The organism is Streptomyces sp. NBC_00704 (assembly GCF_036226605.1).
Classification (GTDB): domain Bacteria; phylum Actinomycetota; class Actinomycetes; order Streptomycetales; family Streptomycetaceae; genus Streptomyces.
In genome coordinates this window covers 1,687,838-1,711,376 of the sequence record NZ_CP109000.1, presented here as the reverse complement: position 1 = coordinate 1,711,376, position 23,539 = coordinate 1,687,838, and the positions used below count along the sequence as shown (strand labels likewise).

Below are 23,539 nucleotides of genomic sequence, written 5' to 3'. Positions count from 1 at the left end.
CGGACGCTACCTGCGCGGACGTCCCGCCGACATCCGCGGGGCGGTGTCAGGAGGGCCGGATGTTGTGGTTGAAGCGGAACACGTTCCCGGGGTCGTAGTCCCGCTTGACGTCCGCGAGCCGCCGGGCGTTCGTCTCGCCGACGCCCGCCACGACCCGGTCGCCGCCCTCGTCGCCGATGAAGTTGAGGTACACCGCTCCGGTGCTCCACGGCCGCGCGTCGGCCCGGACGTCCCGGACCCACCGCACGCACCGCTCGTCGTCGGCCGGGTCCTCCCACAGCCCGAAGGGATGCACGGCCCAGGGCGCGTCGCGGTACGGCACGGGGTACTCGTGCGGCCCGGAGCCGATCGCGCCGCCCTGCGGGAACAGCGTGTGCATGGTGCCGGTCGGCACGGGCACGGTCAGCCCGCGGGCGCAGTACACGTCGACGAAGTCGTCCGGGAGGCCGGTCAGGTACTCCGCCGACCAGTGGTTCCGCATCCCGGGCGGGTCGTCGAGCATGCACTGGACGTCGGCGTACGGCATCGCTCCGACGACCTCCGCCTCGTGCGGAAGCGCCAGCAGGGGGTGGGCGAGCTTGCGCAGGTCCTCCTCGGCGCCGGCGTAGGTCAGCAGCACCCCGCACAGCAGCGAGCCGACCAGGTGCGGCGGGACGAACTCCGCGGGCGGGCCGGTGAAGTAGATGACGGCGCCGCTCGCCTCGTCCGGGCCGGACGCGATGACGTCCCGGAAGGTGCGGGTGGCGTCGGGGCCGAGCTCCGGCTGGAAGAGCAGCAGCGCGATGGAGAACTCGGGCAGCTCGTGCAGCTTCAGGGTGAGCGCCGTGGCGACGCCGAAGTTGCCGCCGCCGCCGTGCAGCGCCCAGAACAGGTCCGGGTGGTCGTCGGCGTTGGCGCGCACCCGCCGGCCGTCGGCGGTGACCAGTTCGACGTCGAGCAGGTTGTCCACGGCCAGTCCGAAGCAGCGGTCCAGCCAGCCGGTGCCGCCGCCCAGGACGAAGCCGCCGACGCCGGTCGTGGAGGCCCGCCCGCCGGTCGTGGCCAGCCCGTGGGGGCCGCACGCGCGGTCCAGGTCGCTCATGGTGGCGCCGCCCGCGATCCGGGCCGTCCGGGCGGCCGGGTCGACGGTGACCGTGCGCATGTGGCGCAGGTCCACGACCAGGGCGCCGTCGCCCAGCGCCATGCCGGCGACGCTGTGCCCGCCGCCGCGCACCGCGACGGGCAGGTCCAGGTCGCGGGCGCAGCGCACCGACCGCACGACGTCTGCCTCGTCGACGCACTGGGCGATCACGGCCGGACGGCGGTCGATCATCGCGTTGAAGACGGTCCGGGCCTCGTCGTAACCCGGATCCTCGGGGGCGAACACGTCGCCGACCAGTTCCTCGCGCAGCGCGGACAGTGCCGCGCTCGCCGTCGTCGGGGAGGCCATGGGGCGCCCCCTTCCGTGCAGGGGCCAGAGGGCTCCAGCGTAGGCGGGCGCGGCCGCCCGGTCCTGTTCTGCGGCCGCGACGTCACCGGTCCGTAAGACCTCGGCCGGGCGGCCGCGGGAACCGGGCGTCAGCCGCCGTAGGCCCCCGACGCCGTCAGCCGCAGCGCCGTGTCGATCAGCGGGACGTGGCTGAAGGCCTGCGGGAAGTTGCCGACCTGGCGCTGAAGGCGCGGGTCCCACTCCTCGGCGAGCAGACCGAGGTCGTTGCGCAGCGAGAGCAGCTTCTCGAAGAGCTTGCGCGCCTCGTCGACCCGGCCGATCATCGCGAGGTCGTCCGCCATCCAGAACGAGCAGGCGAGGAACGCGCCCTCGTCGCCCGGGAGGCCGTCCACGCCCTCGTCGCCGCCGGAGGTCGGGTAACGCAGGATGAAGCCGTCCGGGGTGGACAGTTCGCGCTGGATCGCCTCGATGGTGCCGATCACCCGCTTGTCGTCGGGGGGCAGGAAGCCCATCTGCGGGATGAGCAGCAGGGACGCGTCCAGCTCCTTGGAGCCGTAGGACTGGGTGAAGGTGTTGCGTTCCTTGTCGTAGCCCTTCTCGCACACGTCCCGGTGGATGTCGTCGCGCAGCTCGCGCCACTTGTCCAGCGGGCCGTCCGCGTCGCCGGACTCGATCAGCTTGATGGTGCGGTCCACCGCGACCCAGGCCATGACCTTGGAGTGCACGAAGTGGCGGCGCGGGCCGCGCACCTCCCAGATGCCCTCGTCGGGCTCGTCCCAGTGCTGCTCCAGGTAGCGGATCAGCTTCAGCTGGAGCAGGGAGGCGTAGTCGTTGCGGGCCAGTCCGGTCATGTGGCCCAGGTGCAGGGCCTCGGTGACCTCGCCGTAGACGTCGAGCTGGAGCTGGTGCGCGGCGCCGTTGCCGACCCGGACCGGGCCGGAGTTCTCGTAGCCGGGCAGCCAGTCCAGCTCGGCCTCGCCCAGCTCGCGCTCGCCCGCGATGCCGTACATGATCTGCAGGTTCTCGGGGTCGCCGGCGACCGCGCGCAGCAGCCACTCGCGCCAGGCGCGGGCCTCCTCGCGGTAGCCGGTGCGCAGCAGCGAGGACAGGGTGATGGCCGCGTCGCGCAGCCAGGTGTAGCGGTAGTCCCAGTTGCGGACGCCGCCGATGTCCTCCGGCAGGGACGTGGTGGGGGCGGCGACGATGCCTCCGGTCGGGCCGTACGTCAGCGCCTTGAGCGTGATCAGGGAGCGGATCACGGCCTCACGGTAGGGGCCGTGGTACGTGCAGTGCTCGACCCACTCGCGCCAGAACTCCTCGGTCGCCTCCAGGGACTGCTCCGGCTCCGGCAGCGGCGGCGGCTCCTTGTGCGAGGGCTCCCACGAGATCGTGAACGCGATCCGGTCGCCGGGCGCGACGGTGAAGTCGGCGTACGTGGTCAGCGCCTTGCCGTAGGTCTCGCAGTCGGTGTCGAACCACACCGAGTCCGGGCCCGCCACGGCCACCGTGCGGCCCTCGTGCTTGTGCACCCACGGCACGACCCGGCCGTAGGAGAACCGCATCCGCAGGGTCGAGCGCATCGGCACCCGGCCCGAGACGCCCTCGACGATCCGGATCAGCTGGGGCGCGCCGTCGCGGGGAGGCATGAAATCGGTCACCCGGACCGTGCCGCGCGGGGTGTCCCACTCGGACTCCAGGATCAGCGAGTCGCCGCGGTAGGTGCGCCGGGCTGCACGCGGCGGAGGCGCGTCGGAGGCGTGCGCCGGACCGAGGCGCCAGAACCCGTGTTCCTCCGTGCCGAGCAGACCGGCGAAGATCGCGTGCGAGTCGAAGCGGGGCAGGCACAGCCAGTCCACTGTCCCGTCACGGCAGACCAAGGCGGCGGTCTGCATGTCTCCGATGAGTGCGTAGTCTTCGATGCGCCCGGCCACGTGCAACTCCAGTCGAACGGCCACGTCACCCCCATGGGACACGGGGGCTGTCGCTAGTGCGGTCAAGGGGTGGTTGGTAATGCGTCGTTGAGCGCTGAAGCAAAGCAGCCGCTCGGCCCTCAGGGCAAAACGCCGATCACTGCTCAACGAACTGCCGGGCTCCCGTTGTTCCGGTGGGGGACGGGCGGGGGTGTGCCGTCTTGCCGACCGGGCTCGGCAGTGAGTGTCCGAGCAGGATACGACGCACGTAGATGATCTGCGTGCCGCTCCGGACAACGCGGGTGGGCCGAACGGGTGAGCACCGGGTGAGAAACCGGTGCTCGTACGCCCCACCGTGGCGGGCCGTGCGCGGAGCGTGGCCGGAAGCCATCTCTCCGCGGCGCTGATACCCTGGTAGCCCGTGGACCGGTGGTCTCGAAGCCCCCGAACCGCACCCTCGAATCGCGACCACGGGAGCCCCCTCTTGGCCATGACGCCCAAATCCACGACGACCAAGCACATCTTCGTCACCGGGGGTGTCGCCTCCTCGCTCGGCAAGGGTCTGACGGCCTCCAGCCTCGGCATGCTGCTCAAGGCGCGGGGACTGCGCGTCGTGATGCAGAAGCTCGACCCGTACCTGAACGTCGACCCGGGCACGATGAACCCCTTCCAGCACGGTGAGGTGTTCGTCACCAACGACGGCGCCGAGACCGACCTGGACATCGGACACTACGAGCGCTTCCTCGACCGTGACTTGGACGGCTCCGCCAATGTCACTACAGGCCAGGTCTACAACACGGTGATCGCCAAGGAGCGGCGCGGCGAGTACCTGGGCGACACCGTGCAGGTCATCCCGCACATCACCAACGAGATCAAGCACCGCATCCGCCGTATGGCGACGGACCAGGTCGACGTCGTGATCACCGAGGTCGGCGGCACCGTCGGCGACATCGAGTCGCTGCCCTTCCTGGAGACCGTCCGCCAGGTCCGGCACGAGGTCGGCCGGGACAACGTCTTCGTGGTGCACATCTCGCTCCTGCCGTACATCGGCCCCTCCGGCGAGCTGAAGACCAAGCCGACCCAGCACTCGGTGGCGGCGCTGCGCAACATCGGCATCCAGCCGGACGCGATCGTGCTGCGCTGCGACCGCGAGGTGCCGACCGCGATCAAGCGCAAGATCTCGCTGATGTGCGACGTCGACGAGGACGCGGTGGTGGCCTGCCCCGACGCGCGCTCGATCTACGACATCCCCAAGACCGTGCACGGCGAGGGCCTGGACGCCTATGTCGTCCGCAAGCTGGACCTGCCGTTCCGCGACGTGGACTGGACGACGTGGGACGACCTGCTCGACCGCGTCCACAACCCCGACCACGAGATCACCCTCGCGCTGGTCGGCAAGTACATCGACCTGCCCGACGCCTATCTCTCGGTCACCGAGGCGCTGCGCGCCGGCGGCTTCGCCAACAAGGCCCGCGTGAAGATCAAGTGGGTCACCTCCGACGACTGCAAGACCCCGGCGGGCGCCAAGGCGCAGCTCGAGGACGTCGACGGGATCTGCATCCCGGGCGGCTTCGGCGACCGCGGCGTGCTCGGCAAGGTCGGCGCGATCCGCTACGCCCGCGAGAACAGGATCCCGCTCCTCGGGCTCTGCCTGGGCCTGCAGTGCATCGTGATCGAGGCCGCGCGCAACCTGGCCGGCATCGGCGACGCCAACTCCACCGAGTTCGATCCGGCCACCGGCCACCCGGTCATCTCCACGATGGCCGAGCAGCTCGACATCGTGGCCGGCGAGGGCGACATGGGCGGCACGATGCGCCTGGGCATGTACCCGGCGAAGCTGGCCGAGGGCTCCATCGTCCGTGAGGTCTACGACGACAAGGAGTACGTCGAGGAGCGGCACCGCCACCGCTACGAGGTGAACAACGCCTACCGGGCCGAGCTGGAGAAGAAGGCGGGCATCCTGTTCTCGGGCACCTCGCCGGACGGCAAGCTCGTCGAGTACGTCGAGTACCCGCGCGACGTCCACCCCTACCTGGTGGCCACGCAGGCGCACCCGGAGCTGCGGTCGCGGCCCACGCGTCCGCACCCGCTGTTCGCCGGCCTGGTGAAGGCGGCGGTCGAGCGGAAGATCGCCGCGGGGCCGAATTCGGAGTGACACACCGGTTGTACGGTGGCCGGGGTGCAAATCTTCAACGGGTTTGCACCCCGGTTTCGTTTGCGCAGGTGGCACGGTGGAAGGACGCAAGGCATGACGATCAAGGACACTCCGCAGGCGTGGGAGATCCGGGCCACCCGAACCCCCTTCGTGGGCGGCAAGACCTCGGTGCGCACCGACGAGGTGGTCATGCCCGACGGCGCGGTGGTCCGCCGGGACTACCAGGTGCACCCCGGTTCCGTGGCGGTGCTCGCCCTCGACGACGAGGACCGCGTGCTGCTCATCAAGCAGTACCGCCACCCCGTCCGGCACAAGCTGTGGGAGATCCCGGCCGGCCTGCTCGACGTGCCCGGCGAGAACCCGCTGCACGCGGCCCAGCGCGAGCTGTACGAGGAGGCGCACGTCAAGGCCGAGGACTGGCGCGTTCTCACTGACGTGTACACGACTCCCGGCGGCTGCGACGAGTCCGTGCGGATCTTCCTGGCCCGGGGACTGTCGGAGGCGGAGGGGCAGCGCTTCGCGGTGGAGGACGAGGAGGCCGACATGGAGCACGCGCGCGTGCCGGTCGCCGACCTGGTCGGGGCGGTCCTCGCGGGATACGTCCACAACAACTGCCTCGTGGTCGGCGTGCTGTCGCTGGTGGCGGCCCGCGCCGGGGAGGGCGTCGAGGCGCTGCGTCCGGCCGAGGCGCCCTGGCCGGCCCGCCCGTTCGAGGTCTGAGTCCGCCCGCCCGCCCGGCTGTCGTCCATGGCCGGTTTTCGTCCCTTCGGGGCACCTCCGGTGTGACGATCGGCTGATCCGATCGGGGGGTCCCGGCCGCGCGCCGCCGTTCTCCTCCCGGAACGTCGCAGAGCGTGAACTAGGCTCTGGAATCACCCGATCCGGAGTCCCGGCGGGTTGCGTGCGCGGTGGGACGGGAGTGTGGCCCGTGACGGATCAGGCAGTGGACACAGGCGGCGTGCAGCTGTCCGGACACGCTGCGACAGAGGGCCATTTCCTGGGCCGCACCCGGGAGTTGAAGGAACTGCGCGCCGACATCGAGCGCGCGGGCCTGGACACCATCTCCGGCCGAAAGGCCCCCCGCGCGCGCGTGCTCCTGATCGCCGGCCGGCCCGGCTCGGGACGGACCGCGCTCGCCGAGGAACTCGTCCGGCGGATCGCCGACCGGTACCCGGACGGCGTGCTGCGCGCCCGTCTCGCCGAGCCCGACGGCACGCCCGTGCCGGTCGAGCGCGCGGCACGTGAACTGCTCGCCGCGCTGGACGTGCCCGCGCCCGCCGGCGCCGGTGAGGACGACCTGACGGTGCTGCTGCGCGAAGCCCTCGCACCGCGGCGGGCGCTGCTCCTGCTCGACGACGCGACCGGCGCCGAACAGGTCGACGCGCTGCTTCCCGACGCCCCGCAGTGCCTGCTCGTCGCCGTCTCCTCCGGGCCCCTCACCGGCATCGCCGACGTCCGCCCCTGCACCCTGGGCGGCCTGGACACCAAGTCCGCCCTCGAACTGCTGACCCGGTACACCGGCTCCGTCCGCATCACGGTCGACCCGCGCTCCGCCGAGGCGCTCGTGGAGGCCTGCCAGGGCGAGCCCGCCGCCCTGACGCTGGCCGGCGGCTGGCTCGCCGCCCGTCCCCAGGCCGCCGTCGCCGACCTCGCCCGGCAGCTCCACGCGGAGAGCGACGAGGGCGCGCCGCTGAGCCGCGTGTTCGGGCTCGTGCACACCGCGCTGCCCGCCCCCGCGGCCCGCGTGCTGCGGCTGCTGAGCCTCGCCCCGGCCGGACTCGCCGACCCGCACACCGCCTCCGCGCTGGCGGGCTGCTCGGTGGGCGCCGCCCGCACCGTCCTGGACGACCTCACCGCCCTCGGACTGCTGCGGGCCGTGGACTCCCCGCTGCCGCAGTACGAGATCCCCGGCTGTCTGCACCCCCTGCTGCGGGCCGCCGCCCGCACCCACGACCGTCCCGCCGAGCTCCAGCTGGCCCGCGCCCGCATGCTGGAGCGCACGGTACGGCTGCTGCAGTCCTGCCGGGCCGTCACCGAGACCGACAGCCCCCAGGCCCGCGAGAAGCTCCAGAACACGCCGCGCGCGCTGCGCTTCCCCACCCCGCGCGCGGCCGCCGAGTGGCTGGTCGCGCGCCGGCCCGCCCTGCTGGCCTCGGCCCGCCTCGCCGTCGCGGACGGGGAGCTGGACACCCTCGCCCGCCGGCTGATGTCCCAGCTGGTGCGGGCGATGGTGGCGCACCTCGGCACCCAGGCGGCCGCCCCCGACCTGTACGGCGTGCACCGGCTCGTCCTGGACGTCGCCGAGCGCCGCCGGCTGCCCCGGGAGAAGGCCGCGGCCCTGCTGAACCTGGCCGACGTCGACGCGCGCACGGGCCGCACCGCGGAAGCCCTGGTGCGCTACCGGGCCGCGCTGGACGCCGGACGCCAGGCCGGCGATCCGTACGCGATCGGCCGCGCGATGGAATCCGTAGGCGGCGCGCACCTGGAGCTCGGGGACTACGAGCGGGCCGCCGACTGGTTCGGCCGGGCCCTCGCCCAGCGCCTGGCCCGCGACGAGCGCGCGGACGCCGCGCGGCTGTACGGCCGCATGGCCACCGCGCACACCTACGCGGGCCACTACGGGGAGGCGCAGCGGGCCTGGCGGGCGGCCGCCGCGGGGCACCGCAAGAGCGGCGATGTGGCCGCGCACGCACGGGCGTTGAGCGAGCTGGCCCGGGTCCAGGAGTACGCGGGCCGCCCCGAGGATTCGCTGCGCACCTGCGAGGAGGCGGTGGAGTGGGCCGGGCGCGCCGGGGACACCCGCTTGCAGGCCGCGGTGCGGCTGCGGTTGGCCGACACCCTGGACCGCCTGGGCGACCCGGCGGCCGCCCGCCTGCACCGGGGCGAGGCCGAGCGCATCCTGGAAGAGGAGCCCGCGGAAGGCGGTACGGGGCCCGAACAGCCGGATCTCGCCGCTGACACCTGCGAAATCCGCAGTGCATCTGCTGAAGGTTGATGCAATGAAAGGCTAGACAGCGGGAACACCTTCATTAGACTGGCTCTGCCGCACGTTCTCCTGCGGTGCGTCCCGGTGTGCCCTGTATCTCCGGGAATGTCTTCGCTGTGCCCCCACACCCTCTGAGCCAAGGACCGTGATCGACGTGAAGGTCGGCATCCCCCGCGAGGTCAAGAACAACGAGTTCCGGGTGGCCATCACCCCCGCCGGCGTGCACGAGCTGGTGCGCCACGGCCACCAGGTCGTCGTCGAACGAGGCGCCGGCCTCGGCTCGTCCATCACGGACGAGGAGTACGTGGCCGCCGGCGCGCACATCCTGGAGACCGCCGACGAGGTGTGGGCCGCGGCCGACCTGCTGCTGAAGGTCAAGGAGCCCATCGCCGAGGAGTACCACCGGCTCCGCAAGGACCAGACGCTCTTCACCTACCTGCACCTGGCCGCGTCCAAGGAGTGCACCGACGCCCTCGTCGAGTCCGGCACGACCGCCATCGCCTACGAGACCGTCGAGCTGCCGAGCCGCGCACTGCCGCTGCTCGCCCCGATGTCCGAGGTCGCGGGCCGGCTGGCCCCCCAGGTCGGCGCCTACCACCTGATGCGCGCCAACGGCGGCCGCGGTGTGCTGCCCGGCGGCGTCCCCGGCGTGCTGGCCGCCAAGGCGGTCGTCATCGGCGGCGGCGTCTCCGGCTGGAACGCGGCCCAGATCGCCATCGGCATGGGCTTCCACGTGACCCTGCTCGACAAGGACATCAACAAGCTCAAGGAGGCCGACAAGGTCTTCGGCACGAAGATCCAGACCGTCGTCTCCAACGCCTTCGAGCTGGAGAAGGCCTGCCTGGAGGCCGACCTCGTCATCGGCGCCGTGCTCATCCCGGGCGCCAAGGCTCCCAAGCTGGTCACCAACGAACTGGTGTCCCGCATGAAGCCCGGAAGTGTCCTTGTCGACATCGCGATCGACCAGGGCGGCTGCTTCGAGGACTCCCGTCCGACGACGCACGCGGAGCCGACCTTCCCGGTCCACGACTCGGTGTTCTACTGCGTCGCCAACATGCCCGGCGCGGTCCCCAACACCTCCACCTACGCGCTCACCAACGCCACGCTGCCCTACATCGTCGAACTGGCGGACAAGGGCTGGGTCGAGGCGCTGCGCCGCGACGCGGCGCTGGCCAAGGGCCTCAACACCCATGACGGCAAGGTCGTTTACCGCGAGGTCGCCGAGGCGCACGGCCTGGAGCACGTGGAGCTGGACTCCCTGCTCGGCTGAGCCGGCCGGCTCCCCTCGGGCCCTGGGAAGCCAAGTCACCTTTTCGTAAAGGCGATACGTCAACAAGGCGCGTCAACCGCTCCCACCCGGCCGGACCTTGCCCGACAAGGTCCGGCCGGATGTGTGTATGGTCACTTTGCGGCTCTCGGCCAACTCGCCTCGAACGTAACTCTTCGACCGATTCGCACACCGGTGAAACCTGCCGTGCGACGGCCGTACGCCCTTGACAGAGGGATGTTTCATTGCCGACACATCGGGCCGGGTACGGCGGATTGTGTTGCTGCGGACGCCCGACACGCCATAGAGTCGCCAACCGTCGGCATGGTGCCACGCTGACCTTGTCTAGAAGTTTCCTGGTCACCAAGGAGGTAAGACGACTTGTGAATGAGTCGACATTTGCTCCCGGGGGTGGTCAACCAGGAATGCCTACGCGGGACCCGGGTTCCGCGGGGCTCGAGGCTGTCGGCTCCGTCGCTGTCCGAACCTTCGCAGCCCACCAGAGCCAGCGCAGCCCCCATATGGCTCTGTCAGCACACCAGAGCATGGATGGCCATCACGTGAACGCCATGGCCGGCGACGGAAGTGGCGCGCCCCACAACCATTTCGCCGACTACGACGAACTGCCCGACGGGCACTTCTACGATCCCGATGCCGAGTACGAGCCGGACCCGGAATACGCGGCCACGCTCGCGCCCGACGCGGCCCGACAGCGCCGTGAGCGCGTCGGTCCGACCGGACGCCCGCTGCCGTACTTCCCGATCCCGGGCCCGCTGACCGAGCACGGCCCCGCGAAGATCATCGCGATGTGCAACCAGAAGGGCGGCGTGGGCAAGACGACGTCGACCATCAACCTGGGTGCCGCGCTCGCGGAGTACGGCCGGCGGGTGCTGCTCGTGGACTTCGACCCGCAGGGCGCGCTGTCGGTCGGTCTCGGCGTCAACCCGATGGAGCTCGACCTCACCGTCTACAACCTGCTCATGGAGCGGGGCATGGCGGCGGACGAGGTGCTCCTGAAGACGGCGGTCCCCAACATGGACCTGCTGCCCAGCAACATCGACCTGTCGGCCGCCGAGGTGCAGCTGGTCTCCGAGGTCGCGCGCGAGTCCACGCTCCAGCGTGCGCTCAAGCCGCTTCTGGACGACTACGACTACATCGTCATCGACTGCCAGCCCTCGCTCGGCCTGCTCACCGTGAACGCCCTGACGGCCGCTCACAAGGTGATAGTGCCGCTGGAGTGCGAGTTCTTCGCCCTCCGGGGCGTGGCGCTGCTGACCGAGACCATCGAGAAGGTCCAGGAGCGGCTCAACCCGGAGCTGGAGCTCGACGGCATCCTGGCGACCATGTACGACTCGCGCACCGTGCACAGCCGTGAGGTGCTCGCACGGGTCGTCGAGGCGTTCGACGACCACGTCTACCACACGGTCATCGGACGGACGGTCCGCTTCCCGGAGACCACGGTCGCCGGTGAGCCGATCACCACGTACGCCTCCAACTCCGTCGGCGCCGCCGCCTACCGTCAGCTCGCCAGGGAGGTGCTCGCCCGGTGTCACGCCGAGTGAGTCTGCCGGGGGCCGACGAACTCTTCCGTACGACAGGGGGAACGGCGCTACAGCCGTCCGCGCCCCGGCGCTCCGCCAACGGCGAGGCCCGGGTGCCGGCGCCGGCCGGCGAGAGCGACGCGGTGGCGGCCGGCGGCGCGCAGGACGCGCCGCAGGCCGTGCCCGCGCAGGGCGGCGACGGCGAGGGCGCCGAGCACGCCGCGGCCGACGCCGGCCAGGGCGACGCCGGGGAGTCCCGCACCAGGGGCGCCCAGGGGGAGCGTCCCGACCGGCGGCAGGGCGCGCAGGAAGGTTCTGCCGCGGGCGCCCAGGACGACGGCCAGCCGCGCAAGCGCGGCCGGGCCGCCGCACGCCGGCCCAGCGGGCGTGAGCGCCACGACGAGAAGATCACCGTCTATGTCTCCGCCGAGGAGCTCATGGACCTGGAGCACGCCCGGCTGGTGCTGCGCGGCGAGCACGGGCTGGCCGTGGACCGCGGGCGCATCGTCCGGGAGGCGGTCGCCGTGGTCCTCGCCGACCTGGAGAGCCGCGGGGACGCCAGCATCCTCGTACGACGACTTCGCGGGCGGTAGCGGTAGCCTGCGAGGGCCATGACCTCGAACGACGTTCCCGCATCCGCCTCCGGCGGCGAAGCCGGCCGCCGGCGCGCGCTGGGACGTGGACCGGGGACGCCGCCTCCGCCCGCCGAGCCGATCCCGGCCGCACCGCCCCGCCCGGAAGCCCCCGCGCCGCCCCGGCCGCGCCCCACGGTGCCGCCCGACCCCCGCCACCCGGCCGCCCCGGGCCCTGACGCGACGGCTCCGCCCGCGCGGCGGGCCGTCCCGGCCCACTCGGACCCGGCGGGCCCGGACGCGCCGGAGGCGGACGGTCCGGAGGCGGACCCGGCGGCCCCGGCGGCCCCGGCGGCCCGCGGCCCGGCGGCGCCGGATGCCCTGGAGCCCGATCACCCGGAGCCCGGCCCGGCGTTGCCGGGCGCCCCGGAGCCTGATGCCCCGGCGTCCGACGCCCGGAGGCCGGACGGCGCCGGCTCGGAAGGCCCGGAGGCGGGGAGCCCGGAGGCGGGGGCCCCGGAGGTGGCCGACGGGGTGTTCAAGGTGCGGCTGGCCAACTTCGAGGGGCCCTTCGACCTGCTCCTCCAGCTGATCTCCAAGCACAAGCTGGACGTCACCGAGGTCGCCCTGTCGAAGGTCACCGACGAGTTCATGGCCCACATCCGGGCGATGGGCCCCGACTGGGACCTCGACCAGACGACCGAGTTCCTGGTCGTCGCCGCCACCCTGCTCGATCTGAAGGCGGCCCGGCTGCTGCCCGCCGCCGAGGTCGAGGACGAGGCCGACCTGGCCCTGCTGGAGGCCCGCGACCTGCTCTTCGCCCGCCTGCTCCAGTACCGGGCCTACAAGCAGATCGCCGACATCTTCACGCACCGGCTGGAGAGCGAGGGCCACCGCTACCCCCGCACCGTCGGGCTGGAACCGCATCACGCCGAGCTGCTGCCCGAGGTGGTCATCAGCATCGGCGCGGAAGGGTTCGCGAGGCTCGCGGTCAAGGCGATGCAGCCGAGGGCCGAACCGCAGGTGTACGTCGACCACATCCACGCGCCGCTGGTGAGCGTGCAGGAGCAGGCCCGGATCGTCGTCGCACGGCTGCGCGCGCTCGGGGAGACCAGTTTCCGGGCGCTGGTCGCGGACACCGACGACACCCTCACCGTCGTCGCCCGCTTCCTCGCGCTGCTGGAGCTGTACCGGGAGAAGGCCGTCGCCCTCGACCAGGAGACCGCGCTCGGCGAGCTGCTGGTGCGCTGGACGGGCGGGGACGGGGACGCGCAGCCGGCGGTCACCGACGAGTTCGACCGGCCGCCGGAGGAGCCGGGGAAGGAGACACGGACGTGAGCGAGGAGACCGTCGCCGCGCTGGACCTGAAGCCGGCCCTGGAGGCCGTCCTGATGGTCGTCGACGAGCCCGCGACCGAGGAGCATCTCGCGAAGATCCTCCAGCGGCCCCGGCGGCAGGTCGCCGACGCGCTGCGCGAGCTGGCCGACGAGTACACCGTGCAGCGGCGCGGCTTCGAGCTGAGACTCGTCGCGGGCGGCTGGCGGTTCTACACCCGGCCCGAGTACGCGACGGCCGTCGAGGGCTTCGTCCTGGACGGCCAGCAGGCCCGGCTCACGCAGGCCGCGCTGGAGACCCTCGCGGTCGTCGCCTACCGCCAGCCGGTCAGCCGCAGCAGGGTCTCCGCGGTGCGCGGAGTGAACTGCGACGGCGTGATGCGCACCCTGCTCCAGCGCGGTCTGGTGCAGGAGGCGGGCGCGGAACCCGAAACAGGTGCGATCCTGTATGTGACGACGAACTACTTCCTGGAGCGGATGGGCCTGCGCGGCCTGGACGAACTCCCGGAGCTCGCGCCCTTCCTCCCCGAGGCGGCGGCGATCGAGGCCGAGACCCAGGAGGGCGTGCCGTCGTTCGATCCGGACGCTCCGGATTCCGAGGACGCAGACGACAAGACGGAACTTTGATGCGAAGCAGCAGCGGCAGGAACAGCAGCGGAAACAACGGCGGGAGCCGTGGTGGCAACAGCGGCGGCCGCGGCGGGAACAGCGGTGGTCGCGGCGGCAACGGCGGCGGACGCGGTAACCACCGTGGCGCCGGCAACGCCCGCGACGACCAGCAGGGCGGCCGGCCCAAGAACCCGCGCCCGGAGGAGCGCCGGTACGACGTCGGCCCCGGCGGCACCCACGAGGGGCCGAAGACCGGGCGCGGCTCGTCCGCGCGCGGCGGCGCCAAGGGCGGCCCCAAGCAGGGGCAGGGCACCGGGCGCGGCCGGTGGGTGCCGGCGACCTCGCGCGAGTACGAGGCGCGGGCCGAGGAGCGCAACCGCGAGCGGTACGCGGGCAAGAAGGACGTCAGGCTCCCCAAGACGTTCCCCGGCGCCGAGCAGGAGGGCGAGCGGCTGCAGAAGATCCTCGCGCGGGCGGGCTACGGCTCCCGGCGCTCCTGCGAGGAGCTGATCGAGCAGGCGCGCGTCGAGGTCAACGGCGAGATCGTCCTGGAGCAGGGCAAGCGGGTCGACCCCGAGAAGGACGAGGTCAAGGTCGACGGCCTGACCGTCGCGACGCAGTCGTACCAGTTCTTCGCGCTGAACAAGCCGGCCGGCGTCGTCTCCACGATGGAGGACAACGAGGGCCGCCAGTGCCTCGGCGACTACGTGACCAACCGTGAGACGCGGCTGTTCCACGTGGGCCGGCTCGACACCGAGACCGAGGGCGTCATCCTGCTCACCAACCACGGCGAGCTCGCGCACCGGCTGACGCACCCCAAGTACGGCGTGAAGAAGGTCTACCTCGCGCACATCGTGGGCCCGATCCCGCGCGACCTGGGCAAGAAGCTCAAGGACGGCATCCAGCTCGACGACGGCTACGCGAAGGCCGACCACTTCCGCGTCGTCGAGCAGACCGGCAAGAACTACCTGGTCGAGGTGACCCTGCACGAGGGCCGCAAGCACATCGTGCGCCGGATGCTGGCCGAGGCCGGCTTCCCGGTCGACAAGCTGGTGCGCGTCGCCTTCGGCCCGATCACCCTGGGCGACCAGAAGTCGGGCTGGCTGCGCCGGCTGTCCAACACCGAGGTCGGCATGCTGATGAAGGAAGTCGACCTCTAGGAACTCCCGGGCCCCCGGGGCTTGTGCCGGACGACACCCCCTTTTTATAGTCGTGGTGACTATTAAGAGGGGGTGTCCGTCATGCGGAGCCACGACAAGGACGCCGACGACCGCGACGGCGAAGCCCGGAACGCCCGCGACCGGAACGCCCGCGACCGGAACTCCGACGATCAGCGTGTCTACGACAAGCACGCCTACGAGCCCTTCGCCGTCACCGTCGACCTCGCCGTCCTCACCCTCCGCGCCGGCGCCCTGCACGTCCTGCTCGTCGAGCGCGGCCAGGAGCCCTACGAGGGCCGCTGGGCGCTGCCCGGCGGCTTCGTGCTGCCCGACGAGTCCGCGGAGACCGCCGCCCGGCGCGAACTGGCCGAGGAGACCGGCCTGGCGGACGTCTCGGGCCTCCACCTGGAGCAGTTGCGCATCTACAGCGAGCCCGGCCGCGACCCGCGGATGCGGGTCGTCTCCGTCGCCTTCGCCGCCCTCCTGCCCGACGCCCCCGAACCCACCGGCGGCGGCGACGCCCGCCAGGCGCGCTGGCAGCCGTACGACGACGCCGGGCCGCTCGCCTTCGACCACGACCGGATCCTGGCCGACGCCCACGACCGGGTCGGCGCCAAGTTCGAGTACACCTGCCTCGCGACCGCCTTCTGCCCGCCCGAGTTCACCCTCGGCGAGCTCCAGCAGGTCTACGAGACCGTGTGGCGGACCGTCCTCGACCGGCCCAACTTCCGCCGCAAGGTGCTCGCCACGCCGGGCTTCGTCGAACCCGTCCCCGGCGGCGCGCGTCTGACCGGCGGCCGGGGCAAGCCCGCCGCCCTCTACCGCGCGGGCGCCGCCACCGCGCTCCACCCGCCCCTGCTGCGACCGCCCCGGGAAGGACGTTCCGCATGACCACCTCCACCACCGTCCGAAAGCGCGCCACCGGCTCCCTGCTGGGCCTCGCGCTGGGCGACGCCCTCGGGTTCCCGACGGAGTTCGACGACGTCCCGTCGATCCTCGCCAAGTGCGGGCCGTGGCGGGAGATGGACCTCCCGGCGCGCGCCCTCGTCTCCGACGACACCCAGATGACCCTCGCGGTGGGGCGCGCCCTGCGGACCGCCATGGACCGAGGGCTCCTCGTGCCGGCCACTCTGGCGCCGCAACTGCGCAGGGAGTTCGTGGCCTGGAACCGCTCACCGGACAACAACCGGGCCCCGGGGCGCACCTGCCTGACCGCGTGCGACCTCCTCGAGGACGACACGCGGCTGTGGCAGGACGCCAGTCAGATCGGCTCCAAGGGCTGCGGCGCCAACATGCGCGTCGCCCCGATCGGCCTCGTCCCCGGCCTCAGCGACGAACAACGGGCCGGCGCCGCCCAGCTCCAGGCCGCCCTCACCCACGGCCATCCCACCGCGCTCGCCGCCTCCGACCTCACCGCGCACGCCGTGCGCCTCCTCGTCCAGGGCGCCGACCCGTCCGCCCTCGTCGGGCTGCTGCGCTCCTACGCCCTCGACAACCGCTCCCGCTACCACCACCGCTGGCTCGGCGACCTGTGGACCCGCGGCCAGGACCCGAGCCCGGAGCACTTCGTCGAGCGCGGCTGGGACGAGTGCCTGGCCGTCCTGGAACGCCTCCAGGAGACGCTGCGCCACCCGTCGCCCGAGACGGACCCCTGCCTCGCGGCTGGGGAGGGGTGGATCGCCGAGGAGGCCCTGGCCGCCGGCCTGCTGTGCTTCCTGCTCTTCCCCGACGAGCCGCTGACCGTCCTGCGCCGGGCGGCCTGCTCCTCCGGGGACTCCGACTCCATCGCCTGTCTCGCGGGCGCCTTCGCGGGCGCGCACGCCGGCGCGGACGCCTGGCCGACGGACTGGGCGGACCGGATCGAGTACCAGGGGGAGCTGGTGACGCTCGGGGCGCTGTGGGACCAGTGAGCCGGTGACCGGGCCGGGCCCTCAGGCCAGGCTGATCGTGCCCCGCGCGACCGTGATCTTCTCGGCGGGCAGCGGGACGGACGCCGGGCCGCGGGCCACCGAGCCGTCCGCGACACGGAACTCGCTGCCGTGGCAGGGGCAGCGGATGACGCCGTCGGCGACGCGGGAGACCGTGCAGCCCTGGTGGGTGCAGACGGCGGAGAACGCCTTGAAGTCGTCCTTCGTCGGCTGGGTGACGACGACCTTCTCGTCGGCGAAGATCTTGCCGCCGCCGACGGGGATGTCGGCCGTCTTCGCCAGCTCCCCGCCGCCGGACGCGTGCGTGGGCTTGTCGGACGACGACGAGCCGCCGTCGCCGTACGTGCCGCAGGCCGCCGTGAGCGCCGCGGCCGCGCCGCCCGCCGCCAGGAGAACCGTGCGCCGTGGTGTCGCGGGGAGGGTCATGTCGTCACTCCGAAAGTGCGGAAGAACCAGAGGGCGGAGGTGAGCCAGATCACCGTCAGCACGGTGAAGACGAGCCCGCCGACGATCGGCAGCAGCGGACCCCGAAGGCGCTCCCTGCGGAGCAGCAGCATCTTGGCACTGAACGCGCCGAAGAAGAAGCAACCCAGGACGGAGTGCCACATCACGCGTGTTCCGTACGTCTGATACCCCAGCGCGTACAGACAGTGCACCGCAACCGGGACCGCGATCAGGAAGGCGGCCCGGCCCGACCAGCGGTGCAGCGCGCCGGACCAGGCGGGCCCGGGCAGCTTCCCGTACAGCATCGGCGCCGAGGCGAGCTGCACCAGGGCGAAGAACATCGCGGCCGACGCCAGCCAGGCCTTCACCGCGCCCGTGCTGCTGAAACCGGCCAGGTCGAAGGCCGTCCCGGTCGGCTCGTGCACGCTGCCGTAGACGCCCAGGGCGACCGCCACGGCGCAGGCGACCAGTGCCGGGACCAGAAAGCGGGCCGGGCTCGGGCCGCGCCCCGCGGGCTCGGGGACGCCGCGCGCGGCGGCGTTCGGGTCGACGGTCATGGGGCTCCCTGCTCGAACGGGGGTCAGGGGGTGGCGGGCCCGGCGCGCGGGACGCGGAAGGCGGCGGACGCGGGGGCGGGGGAGGAGGCGGGGGGAACCGTGCTCCGGGCCGGGGCAGGGGCAGGGGCCGGGCTCGGCGAGCGCTCCCGGTACGGGGAGGTCGGGGCCTTCGTCCCCGTCGTCGCGTCGAGCGTCAGCAGGGCCAGGCCGAGCACCAGTCCCGCGAGGAGGGTGAGCAGGGGTCCTGGACGCTTCATGCCGGGCCTTCCCCGATGCGGGTGTCCTGCCGTCAGCGTGCCACGGCGGCGCGGGCCGCACCCCTCGTGAAGGGCGTACGGGGGCATCGCCGTCTCGGCACGCGGGCGCGCGCACCGGACCGACGCGGGCTGACTAGGCTGGACACGTCACGTGGACGTGTCCCGTGCCACGTGCCGCGCGGCCGTGCCACGTGCCGTGGCCCGGCACATCGGGCCGCGGCGCACGAGGGCGCGGGCCGTCCGCCGGCACACCGACGCATCAGCACACTTCAGCGAGGAGCAGCGCCGTGGCGGTACGAGCGGTCCGGGGAGCCGTCCAACTCGAGCGGGACGAGGCCGGCCACATGGACGAGCAGGTGGGGGCGCTGCTCACCGCCGTCCTCGAGCGCAACGCGCTCGCCGCCGACGACCTGATCAGCATCTGGTTCACGGCCACGCCCGACCTGCACAGCGACTTCCCGGCGGCCGCGGCCCGCAAGCTCGGCATCGTCGACGTACCGCTGATCTGCGCCCAGGAACTGGACGTCGAGGGCGCCATGCCGCGGGTGGTGCGCATCCTCGCGCACGTCGAGTCCGACCGGCCGCGCGCCGGGATCAGCCACGTGTACCTCGGCGCCGCGGCCGCCCTGCGCAAGGACATCGCCCAGTGAGGACCGCGCTCGTCATCGGCACCGGGCTGATCGGCACGTCCGCCGCCCTGGCCCTGGTGCAGCGGGGCGTCGCCGTCCACCTCGCCGACCACGACCCCGAGCAGGCCCGTACGGCGGCCGCGCTGGGCGCCGGCACCGACGAGACGCCCGAGGGTCCGGTGGACCTCGCGATCGTCGCCGCCCCGCCCGCCCACGTGGCAGGCGTGCTCGCCGACGCGATGCGCCGGGGCGTGGCCCGCGGGTACCTCGACGTCGCCAGCGTCAAGGGCGGGCCGCGCCGTGAACTGCTGGCGCTCGGCCTCGACCTGTCGGCGTACATCGGCAGCCACCCCATGTCGGGCCGGGAGAAGTCGGGGCCGCTCGCCGCGACCGGCGACCTCTTCGAGGGCCGCCCCTGGGTGCTGACGCCGACCCGGGACACCGACACCGAGGTGCTGAACCTCGCCCTGGAGTTGGTCTCGCACTGCCGGGCCGTGCCGGTGGTCATGGACGCCGACGCCCACGACCGCGCCGTGGCGCTCGTCTCCCACATGCCCCACCTGGTCTCCAGCCTGGTCGCGGCGCGCCTGGAGCACGCCGAGGAGGCCGCCGTACGGCTGTGCGGCCAGGGCATCAGGGACGTCACCCGGATCGCCGCCTCCGACCCCCGGATGTGGATCGACATCCTGTCCGCGAACCCCGGCCCGGTCGCCGACCTCCTCACCGAGGTCGCCGCCGACCTGGAGGAGACCGTCCAGGCGCTGCGCGCCCTCCAGTCCGGCGACGACGCGAAGCGGCGCGAGGGCGCGGGCGGAGTCGAGGACGTCCTGCGCCGCGGCAACGCCGGCCAGGTCCGCGTCCCCGGCAAGCACGGAGCGGCACCGCGGGCCTACGAGATCGTCGCCGTGCTGATCGACGACCAGCCGGGCCAGCTGGCCCGCATCTTCGCCGACGCCGGGCAGGCGGGCGTCAACATCGAGGACGTCCGCATCGAGCACGCGACGGGGCAGCAGGCGGGCCTGGTGCAGCTCATGGTCGAACCCAAGTCGGCAGCGGTCCTTTCGGCGGCACTCCGGGAACGGGGCTGGGCGATCCGCCAGTGACCGGACCGCCGGCCGCCGGACAGCGCTCCGCCGCCCGGTGGATCGGCGAACCGCCGGGCGCAGGGCTGCCGGACTGTCGATCAGCCGGGCTGCCGGGTCGCCTGACACCGGACCACCGGACCACCGGACCGCCTGACACCGAACCGCCGGGCGCAGGGCTGCCGGACGGTCGACCAGCCGGACCACCGGCCCGCCTGACACCGGACCACCGGGCGCAGGGCTGCCGGACAGCCGGACTGCCGGACGGTCGACCAGCCGGGCTGCCGGGTCGCCTGACACCGGACCACCGGACCACCGGCCCGCCGGGCACCGGACCGCCGGGCACCGGACGCCTGCCCGTCAGGCTGCCGGTCGCCGGTCGCCGGTCGGTGGATCGGCCGGACCGCCTGTCTCCGCAAGCGCAAGGCCGCCGGGCATCCGGACCCCCTGACTGCCGGGGCGACGGGACGGCCTCTCAGCCGGGGCCGTCCGACGGCTGAGCGGTGGGGCAGCCGGGCAGCCGGGCAGCCGATGGCCTGCCGTGCGACGGTCCTGTCCTGGCCGCGCGGCGGCTGCCGGCCGAGGGGCCGGTACGGGTCGCTGGGGCGGCTCGGCGCGGGGGGCGACGGGAGTCGGCGGAGGGCCGGCGGGGCCGTGCGGCCGGACGAGTGACGTGCGGCCGGTAACCTTGTACGGGGCACAGTCGCGCCCCGTACCTCCACCGCCTCGCACCAGGAAGGTGTCCCCCCGTGGAAAACGGCGCCGCCCAGCCCGTGATCGTCGCCATCGACGGTCCGTCCGGCACCGGCAAGTCGAGCACGTCCAAGGCCGTGGCCGGCCGGCTCGGACTGAGCTACCTGGACACCGGCGCCCAGTACCGGGCGATCACCTGGTGGATGGTGAACAACGGGATCGACATCGAGGACCCCACCGCGATCGCGGCCGTCGCCGGAAAGCCCGAGATCCTCTCCGGCACCGACCCGGCCCACCCGACCATCACGGTCGACGGCGTCGACGTCGCCGCGCCGATCCGCACCCAGGAGGTCACCTCCAAGGTCAGCGCGGTCAGCGCCGTGCCCGAGGTGCGGGCCCGGATCACCGAGTTGCAGCGGTCGCTGGCCGCCGCCGCGGAGCGGGGCATCGTCGTCGAGGGGCGGGACATCGGCACGACCGTGCTGCCAGGCGCCGACCTCAAGATCTTCCTCACCGCCTCCCCGGAGGCCCGCGCCGCCCGCCGCAGCGGCGAGCTGAAGGGCGCCGACCTGCACCGCACCCGTGAGGCGCTGATCAGGCGGGACGCGGCCGACTCCTCCCGCAAGACCTCCCCGCTCGCCAAGGCGGACGACGCCGTCGAGGTGGACACCACCGCCCTGACGCTGACCCAGGTCATCGAGTGCGTCGTCACCCTCGTCGAGGAGAAGCGGGCCGCGCGGTGACCCCGACGACGGCCGTGCCCTCCGAGCGGGGCGCCGAGGTCGGGCGGCGCATCGGCGTCGGTCTGATGTACGGGCTGTGGAAGCCGCGTGTGCTGGGCGCCTGGAAGGTGCCGGCGAGCGGCCCGCTGATCTTCGCGATCAACCACTCGCACAACATCGACGGCCCGATGGTGATGGGCGTGGCGCCCCGGCCGACGCACTTCCTGATCAAGAAGGAAGCGTTCGTCGGCCCGCTGGACCCCTTCCTCACCGGCATCGGCCAGCTCAAGGTCGACCGGGACACCACCGACCGCACCGCCATCACCCGCGCGCTGGGCGTGCTGCACAACGGCGGGGTCCTCGGGATCTTCCCGGAGGGCACCCGTGGCGAGGGCGACTTCGCGGCCCTGCGCGCCGGGCTCGCCTACTTCGCGGTGCGCGGCGGCGCGCCGATCGTGCCCGTCGCCGTGCTGGGAAGCACCGAGCGCGGCGGACGGTTGATAAAGGCGCTGCCCCCGCTGCGCTCCCGCGTGGACGTCGTCTTCGGAGACGCGTTCGAGGCGGGCGACGGCAGCGGACGGCGCACCCGCAAGGCGCTGGACGAGGCCACCGAACGCATCCGGAAACAGCTCGCCGCACACCTGGAAAACGCCAGGCGCCTGACGGGACGCTGAGCGACACTGAATACCGAGTAGTGGATCAACCCGGACAGAACGGGTGCTCCACCGATCACCACGAATGAACGACGAGGTACGGACTTCATGAACGACCACATCCAGCCCGACGGCTCGGACTCCTTCGAGCACGACCACGGGGCGCTCGGCGACGCCGAGTACGCGGAGTTCATGGAGCTCGCCGCGGTCGAGGGCTTCGACATCGAGGACGTCGAGGGCGCCATCGAGGAGGCAGGCCACGGGCCGCTGCCCGTGCTCGCCGTCGTCGGCCGCCCCAATGTCGGCAAGTCGACCCTGGTGAACCGGATCATCGGCCGCCGCGAGGCCGTCGTCGAGGACAAGCCGGGCGTGACCCGCGACCGGGTGACCTACGAGGCCGAATGGTCGGGCCGCCGCTTCAAGCTCGTCGACACCGGCGGCTGGGAGCAGGACGTCCTCGGCATCGACGCCTCCGTGGCCGCCCAGGCCGAGTACGCGATCGAGGCCGCCGACGCCGTCGTCTTCGTCGTCGACGCCAAGGTCGGCGCGACCGACACCGACGAGGCGGTCGTCCGGCTGCTGCGCAAGGCGGGCAAGCCCGTCGTGCTGGCCGCCAACAAGGTCGACGGCCCTAGCGCGGAGGCCGACGCGGCCTACCTGTGGTCCCTCGGGCTCGGCGAGCCGCACCCGATCTCCGCGCTGCACGGCCGCGGCACCGGCGACATGCTGGACGCCGTCCTGGAGGCCCTGCCTGAGGCCCCCGCGCAGACCTTCGGCACCGCGGTGGGCGGCCCGCGCCGGATCGCGCTCATCGGCCGGCCGAACGTCGGCAAGTCCTCGCTGCTGAACAAGGTGGCGAACGAGGAGCGCGTCGTCGTCAACGAGATCGCGGGCACCACCCGCGACCCGGTCGACGAGCTGATCGAACTCGGCGGCGTCACCTGGAAGTTCGTCGACACGGCGGGCATCCGCAAGCGCGTCCACCTCCAGCAGGGCGCCGACTACTACGCCTCGCTGCGCACCGCCGCGGCCGTGGAGAAGGCCGAGGTGGCGGTCATCCTGATCGACGCCTCCGAGTCGATCTCGGTGCAGGACCAGCGCATCGTGACGATGGCCGTGGACGCCGGACGCGCCCTGGTCATCGCCTACAACAAGTGGGACACCCTCGACGAGGAGCGCCGCTACTACCTGGAGCGCGAGATCGAGACCGAGTTCGCCCAGGTGGCGTGGGCGCCGCGGGTGAACGTCTCGGCGCGCACGGGGCGGCACATGGAGAAGCTGGTCCCGGCGATCGAGGCCGCTCTGGCGGGCTGGGAGACGCGTGTTCCCACCGGCCGCCTGAACGCCTTCCTCGGCGAGCTGGTCGCGGCCCACCCGCACCCGGTGCGGGGCGGCAAGCAGCCGCGCATCCTCTTCGGCACCCAGGCCGGCACCAAGCCCCCGCGGTTCGTGTTCTTCGCCTCCGGGTTCATCGAGGCGGGTTACCGGCGCTTCATCGAGCGCCGGTTGCGCGAGGAGTTCGGCTTCGAGGGCACGCCGATCCACATCTCGGTCCGGGTGCGCGAGAAGCGCGGCGGCAAGAAGAAGTGACGACACGGCTGGAGGGCGGCG

The 23,539-nt window shown here is 72.8% G+C and carries 21 protein-coding genes; 16 read left to right on the top strand and 5 right to left on the bottom strand.

Annotated elements, in window-relative coordinates; genetic code table 11:
• Nucleotides 1-46 precede the first annotated feature (46 nt).
• Together OG802_RS07565 and OG802_RS07560 are read right to left on the bottom strand one after the other, a co-directional pair.
• Entirely contained in the window at nt 47-1,429 is a 1,383-nt protein-coding gene (locus OG802_RS07565; RefSeq protein ID WP_329408427.1) for an FAD-binding oxidoreductase, read from the bottom strand.
• Between the two features lie 128 nt (nt 1,430-1,557).
• Complete coding sequence (locus OG802_RS07560) at nt 1,558-3,360, bottom strand: glycoside hydrolase family 15 protein (protein ID WP_329416982.1); 1,803 nt, start codon at nt 3,358-3,360, stop codon at nt 1,558-1,560.
• A gap of 469 nt (nt 3,361-3,829) precedes the next feature.
• Here OG802_RS07560 and OG802_RS07555 point away from each other — a divergent pair, with 469 nt between their 5' ends.
• From OG802_RS07555 to OG802_RS07505, 11 genes are all read left to right on the top strand, one after another.
• Complete coding sequence (locus OG802_RS07555; protein ID WP_329408424.1) at nt 3,830-5,494, top strand: CTP synthase; 1,665 nt, start codon at nt 3,830-3,832, stop codon at nt 5,492-5,494.
• 93 nt (nt 5,495-5,587) lie between these two features.
• Nucleotides 5,588-6,214, top strand: coding sequence for an NUDIX hydrolase (locus tag OG802_RS07550; protein ID WP_329408422.1), 627 nt, complete (start codon nt 5,588-5,590; stop codon nt 6,212-6,214).
• A gap of 208 nt (nt 6,215-6,422) precedes the next feature.
• Entirely contained in the window at nt 6,423-8,489 is a 2,067-nt protein-coding gene (locus OG802_RS07545; protein ID WP_329408421.1) for a tetratricopeptide repeat protein, read from the top strand.
• Between the two features lie 136 nt (nt 8,490-8,625).
• On the top strand, nt 8,626-9,750 hold the full coding sequence (gene ald, locus OG802_RS07540) for an alanine dehydrogenase (protein ID WP_329408419.1): 1,125 nt from the start codon (nt 8,626-8,628) through the stop codon (nt 9,748-9,750).
• Nucleotides 9,751-10,172: 422 nt separating this feature from the next.
• Nucleotides 10,173-11,309, top strand: coding sequence for a ParA family protein (locus OG802_RS07535; protein ID WP_329408417.1), 1,137 nt, complete (start codon nt 10,173-10,175; stop codon nt 11,307-11,309).
• Entirely contained in the window at nt 11,294-11,881 is a 588-nt protein-coding gene (locus OG802_RS07530) for a hypothetical protein (protein ID WP_329408415.1), read from the top strand. Before OG802_RS07535 ends, OG802_RS07530 begins: the two co-directional genes overlap by 16 nt.
• Nucleotides 11,882-11,899: 18 nt before the next feature.
• Nucleotides 11,900-13,198, top strand: coding sequence for a segregation and condensation protein A (locus OG802_RS07525; protein ID WP_329408413.1), 1,299 nt, complete (start codon nt 11,900-11,902; stop codon nt 13,196-13,198).
• Nucleotides 13,199-13,251: 53 nt separating this feature from the next.
• Complete coding sequence (gene scpB / locus OG802_RS07520) at nt 13,252-13,821, top strand: SMC-Scp complex subunit ScpB (RefSeq protein WP_329416980.1); 570 nt, start codon at nt 13,252-13,254, stop codon at nt 13,819-13,821.
• Nucleotides 13,821-14,963, top strand: a complete 1,143-nt coding sequence (locus OG802_RS07515; RefSeq protein ID WP_329408412.1) for a pseudouridine synthase — start codon at nt 13,821-13,823, stop codon at nt 14,961-14,963. Before scpB ends, OG802_RS07515 begins: the two co-directional genes overlap by 1 nt.
• 81 nt (nt 14,964-15,044) lie before the next feature.
• Nucleotides 15,045-15,854 (top strand): NUDIX hydrolase, encoded by an 810-nt coding sequence (locus tag OG802_RS07510; RefSeq protein WP_329408410.1) that lies wholly within the window; start codon nt 15,045-15,047, stop codon nt 15,852-15,854.
• Nucleotides 15,851-16,873 carry an ADP-ribosylglycohydrolase family protein gene (locus OG802_RS07505; protein WP_329408408.1) on the top strand — a complete coding sequence of 341 codons (1,023 nt, stop codon included), beginning with the start codon at nt 15,851-15,853 and terminating at the stop codon, nt 16,871-16,873. Before OG802_RS07510 ends, OG802_RS07505 begins: the two co-directional genes overlap by 4 nt.
• A gap of 21 nt (nt 16,874-16,894) precedes the next feature.
• Here the strand turns inward: OG802_RS07505 and OG802_RS07500 are convergent, their stop codons facing one another.
• The 3 genes from OG802_RS07500 to OG802_RS07490 are packed head-to-tail and all read right to left on the bottom strand — an operon-like array spanning nt 16,895 to nt 18,149.
• Complete coding sequence (locus tag OG802_RS07500; RefSeq protein ID WP_329408406.1) at nt 16,895-17,317, bottom strand: Rieske (2Fe-2S) protein; 423 nt, start codon at nt 17,315-17,317, stop codon at nt 16,895-16,897.
• A complete protein-coding gene (locus tag OG802_RS07495; protein ID WP_329408404.1) occupies nt 17,314-17,892 on the bottom strand; it encodes a DUF6529 family protein in 579 nt (192 codons plus the stop codon). The genes OG802_RS07500 and OG802_RS07495 overlap by 4 nt, the downstream gene beginning before the upstream one ends.
• A 23-nt stretch (nt 17,893-17,915) precedes the next feature.
• On the bottom strand, nt 17,916-18,149 hold the full coding sequence (locus tag OG802_RS07490) for a hypothetical protein (RefSeq protein ID WP_329408403.1): 234 nt from the start codon (nt 18,147-18,149) through the stop codon (nt 17,916-17,918).
• Nucleotides 18,150-18,436: 287 nt separating this feature from the next.
• Here OG802_RS07490 and aroH point away from each other — a divergent pair, with 287 nt between their 5' ends.
• The 5 genes from aroH (at nt 18,437) to der (ending at nt 23,518) form a co-directional block, all read left to right on the top strand.
• Nucleotides 18,437-18,799, top strand: a complete 363-nt coding sequence (aroH, locus tag OG802_RS07485; RefSeq protein WP_329408402.1) for a chorismate mutase — start codon at nt 18,437-18,439, stop codon at nt 18,797-18,799.
• Complete coding sequence (locus tag OG802_RS07480) at nt 18,796-19,881, top strand: prephenate dehydrogenase (protein WP_329408401.1); 1,086 nt, start codon at nt 18,796-18,798, stop codon at nt 19,879-19,881. Before aroH ends, OG802_RS07480 begins: the two co-directional genes overlap by 4 nt.
• Nucleotides 19,882-20,609: 728 nt before the next feature.
• Nucleotides 20,610-21,296 (top strand): (d)CMP kinase, encoded by a 687-nt coding sequence (gene cmk / locus OG802_RS07475; RefSeq protein WP_329408399.1) that lies wholly within the window; start codon nt 20,610-20,612, stop codon nt 21,294-21,296.
• A gap of 65 nt (nt 21,297-21,361) precedes the next feature.
• The gene (locus OG802_RS07470) at nt 21,362-21,949 is read left to right on the top strand and encodes a lysophospholipid acyltransferase family protein (protein WP_329416978.1); all 588 of its coding nucleotides are present in this window, start codon (nt 21,362-21,364) and stop codon (nt 21,947-21,949) included.
• Nucleotides 21,950-22,036: 87 nt separating this feature from the next.
• Entirely contained in the window at nt 22,037-23,518 is a 1,482-nt protein-coding gene (der, locus tag OG802_RS07465; RefSeq protein WP_329408397.1) for a ribosome biogenesis GTPase Der, read from the top strand.
• Nucleotides 23,519-23,539 lie beyond the last annotated feature (21 nt).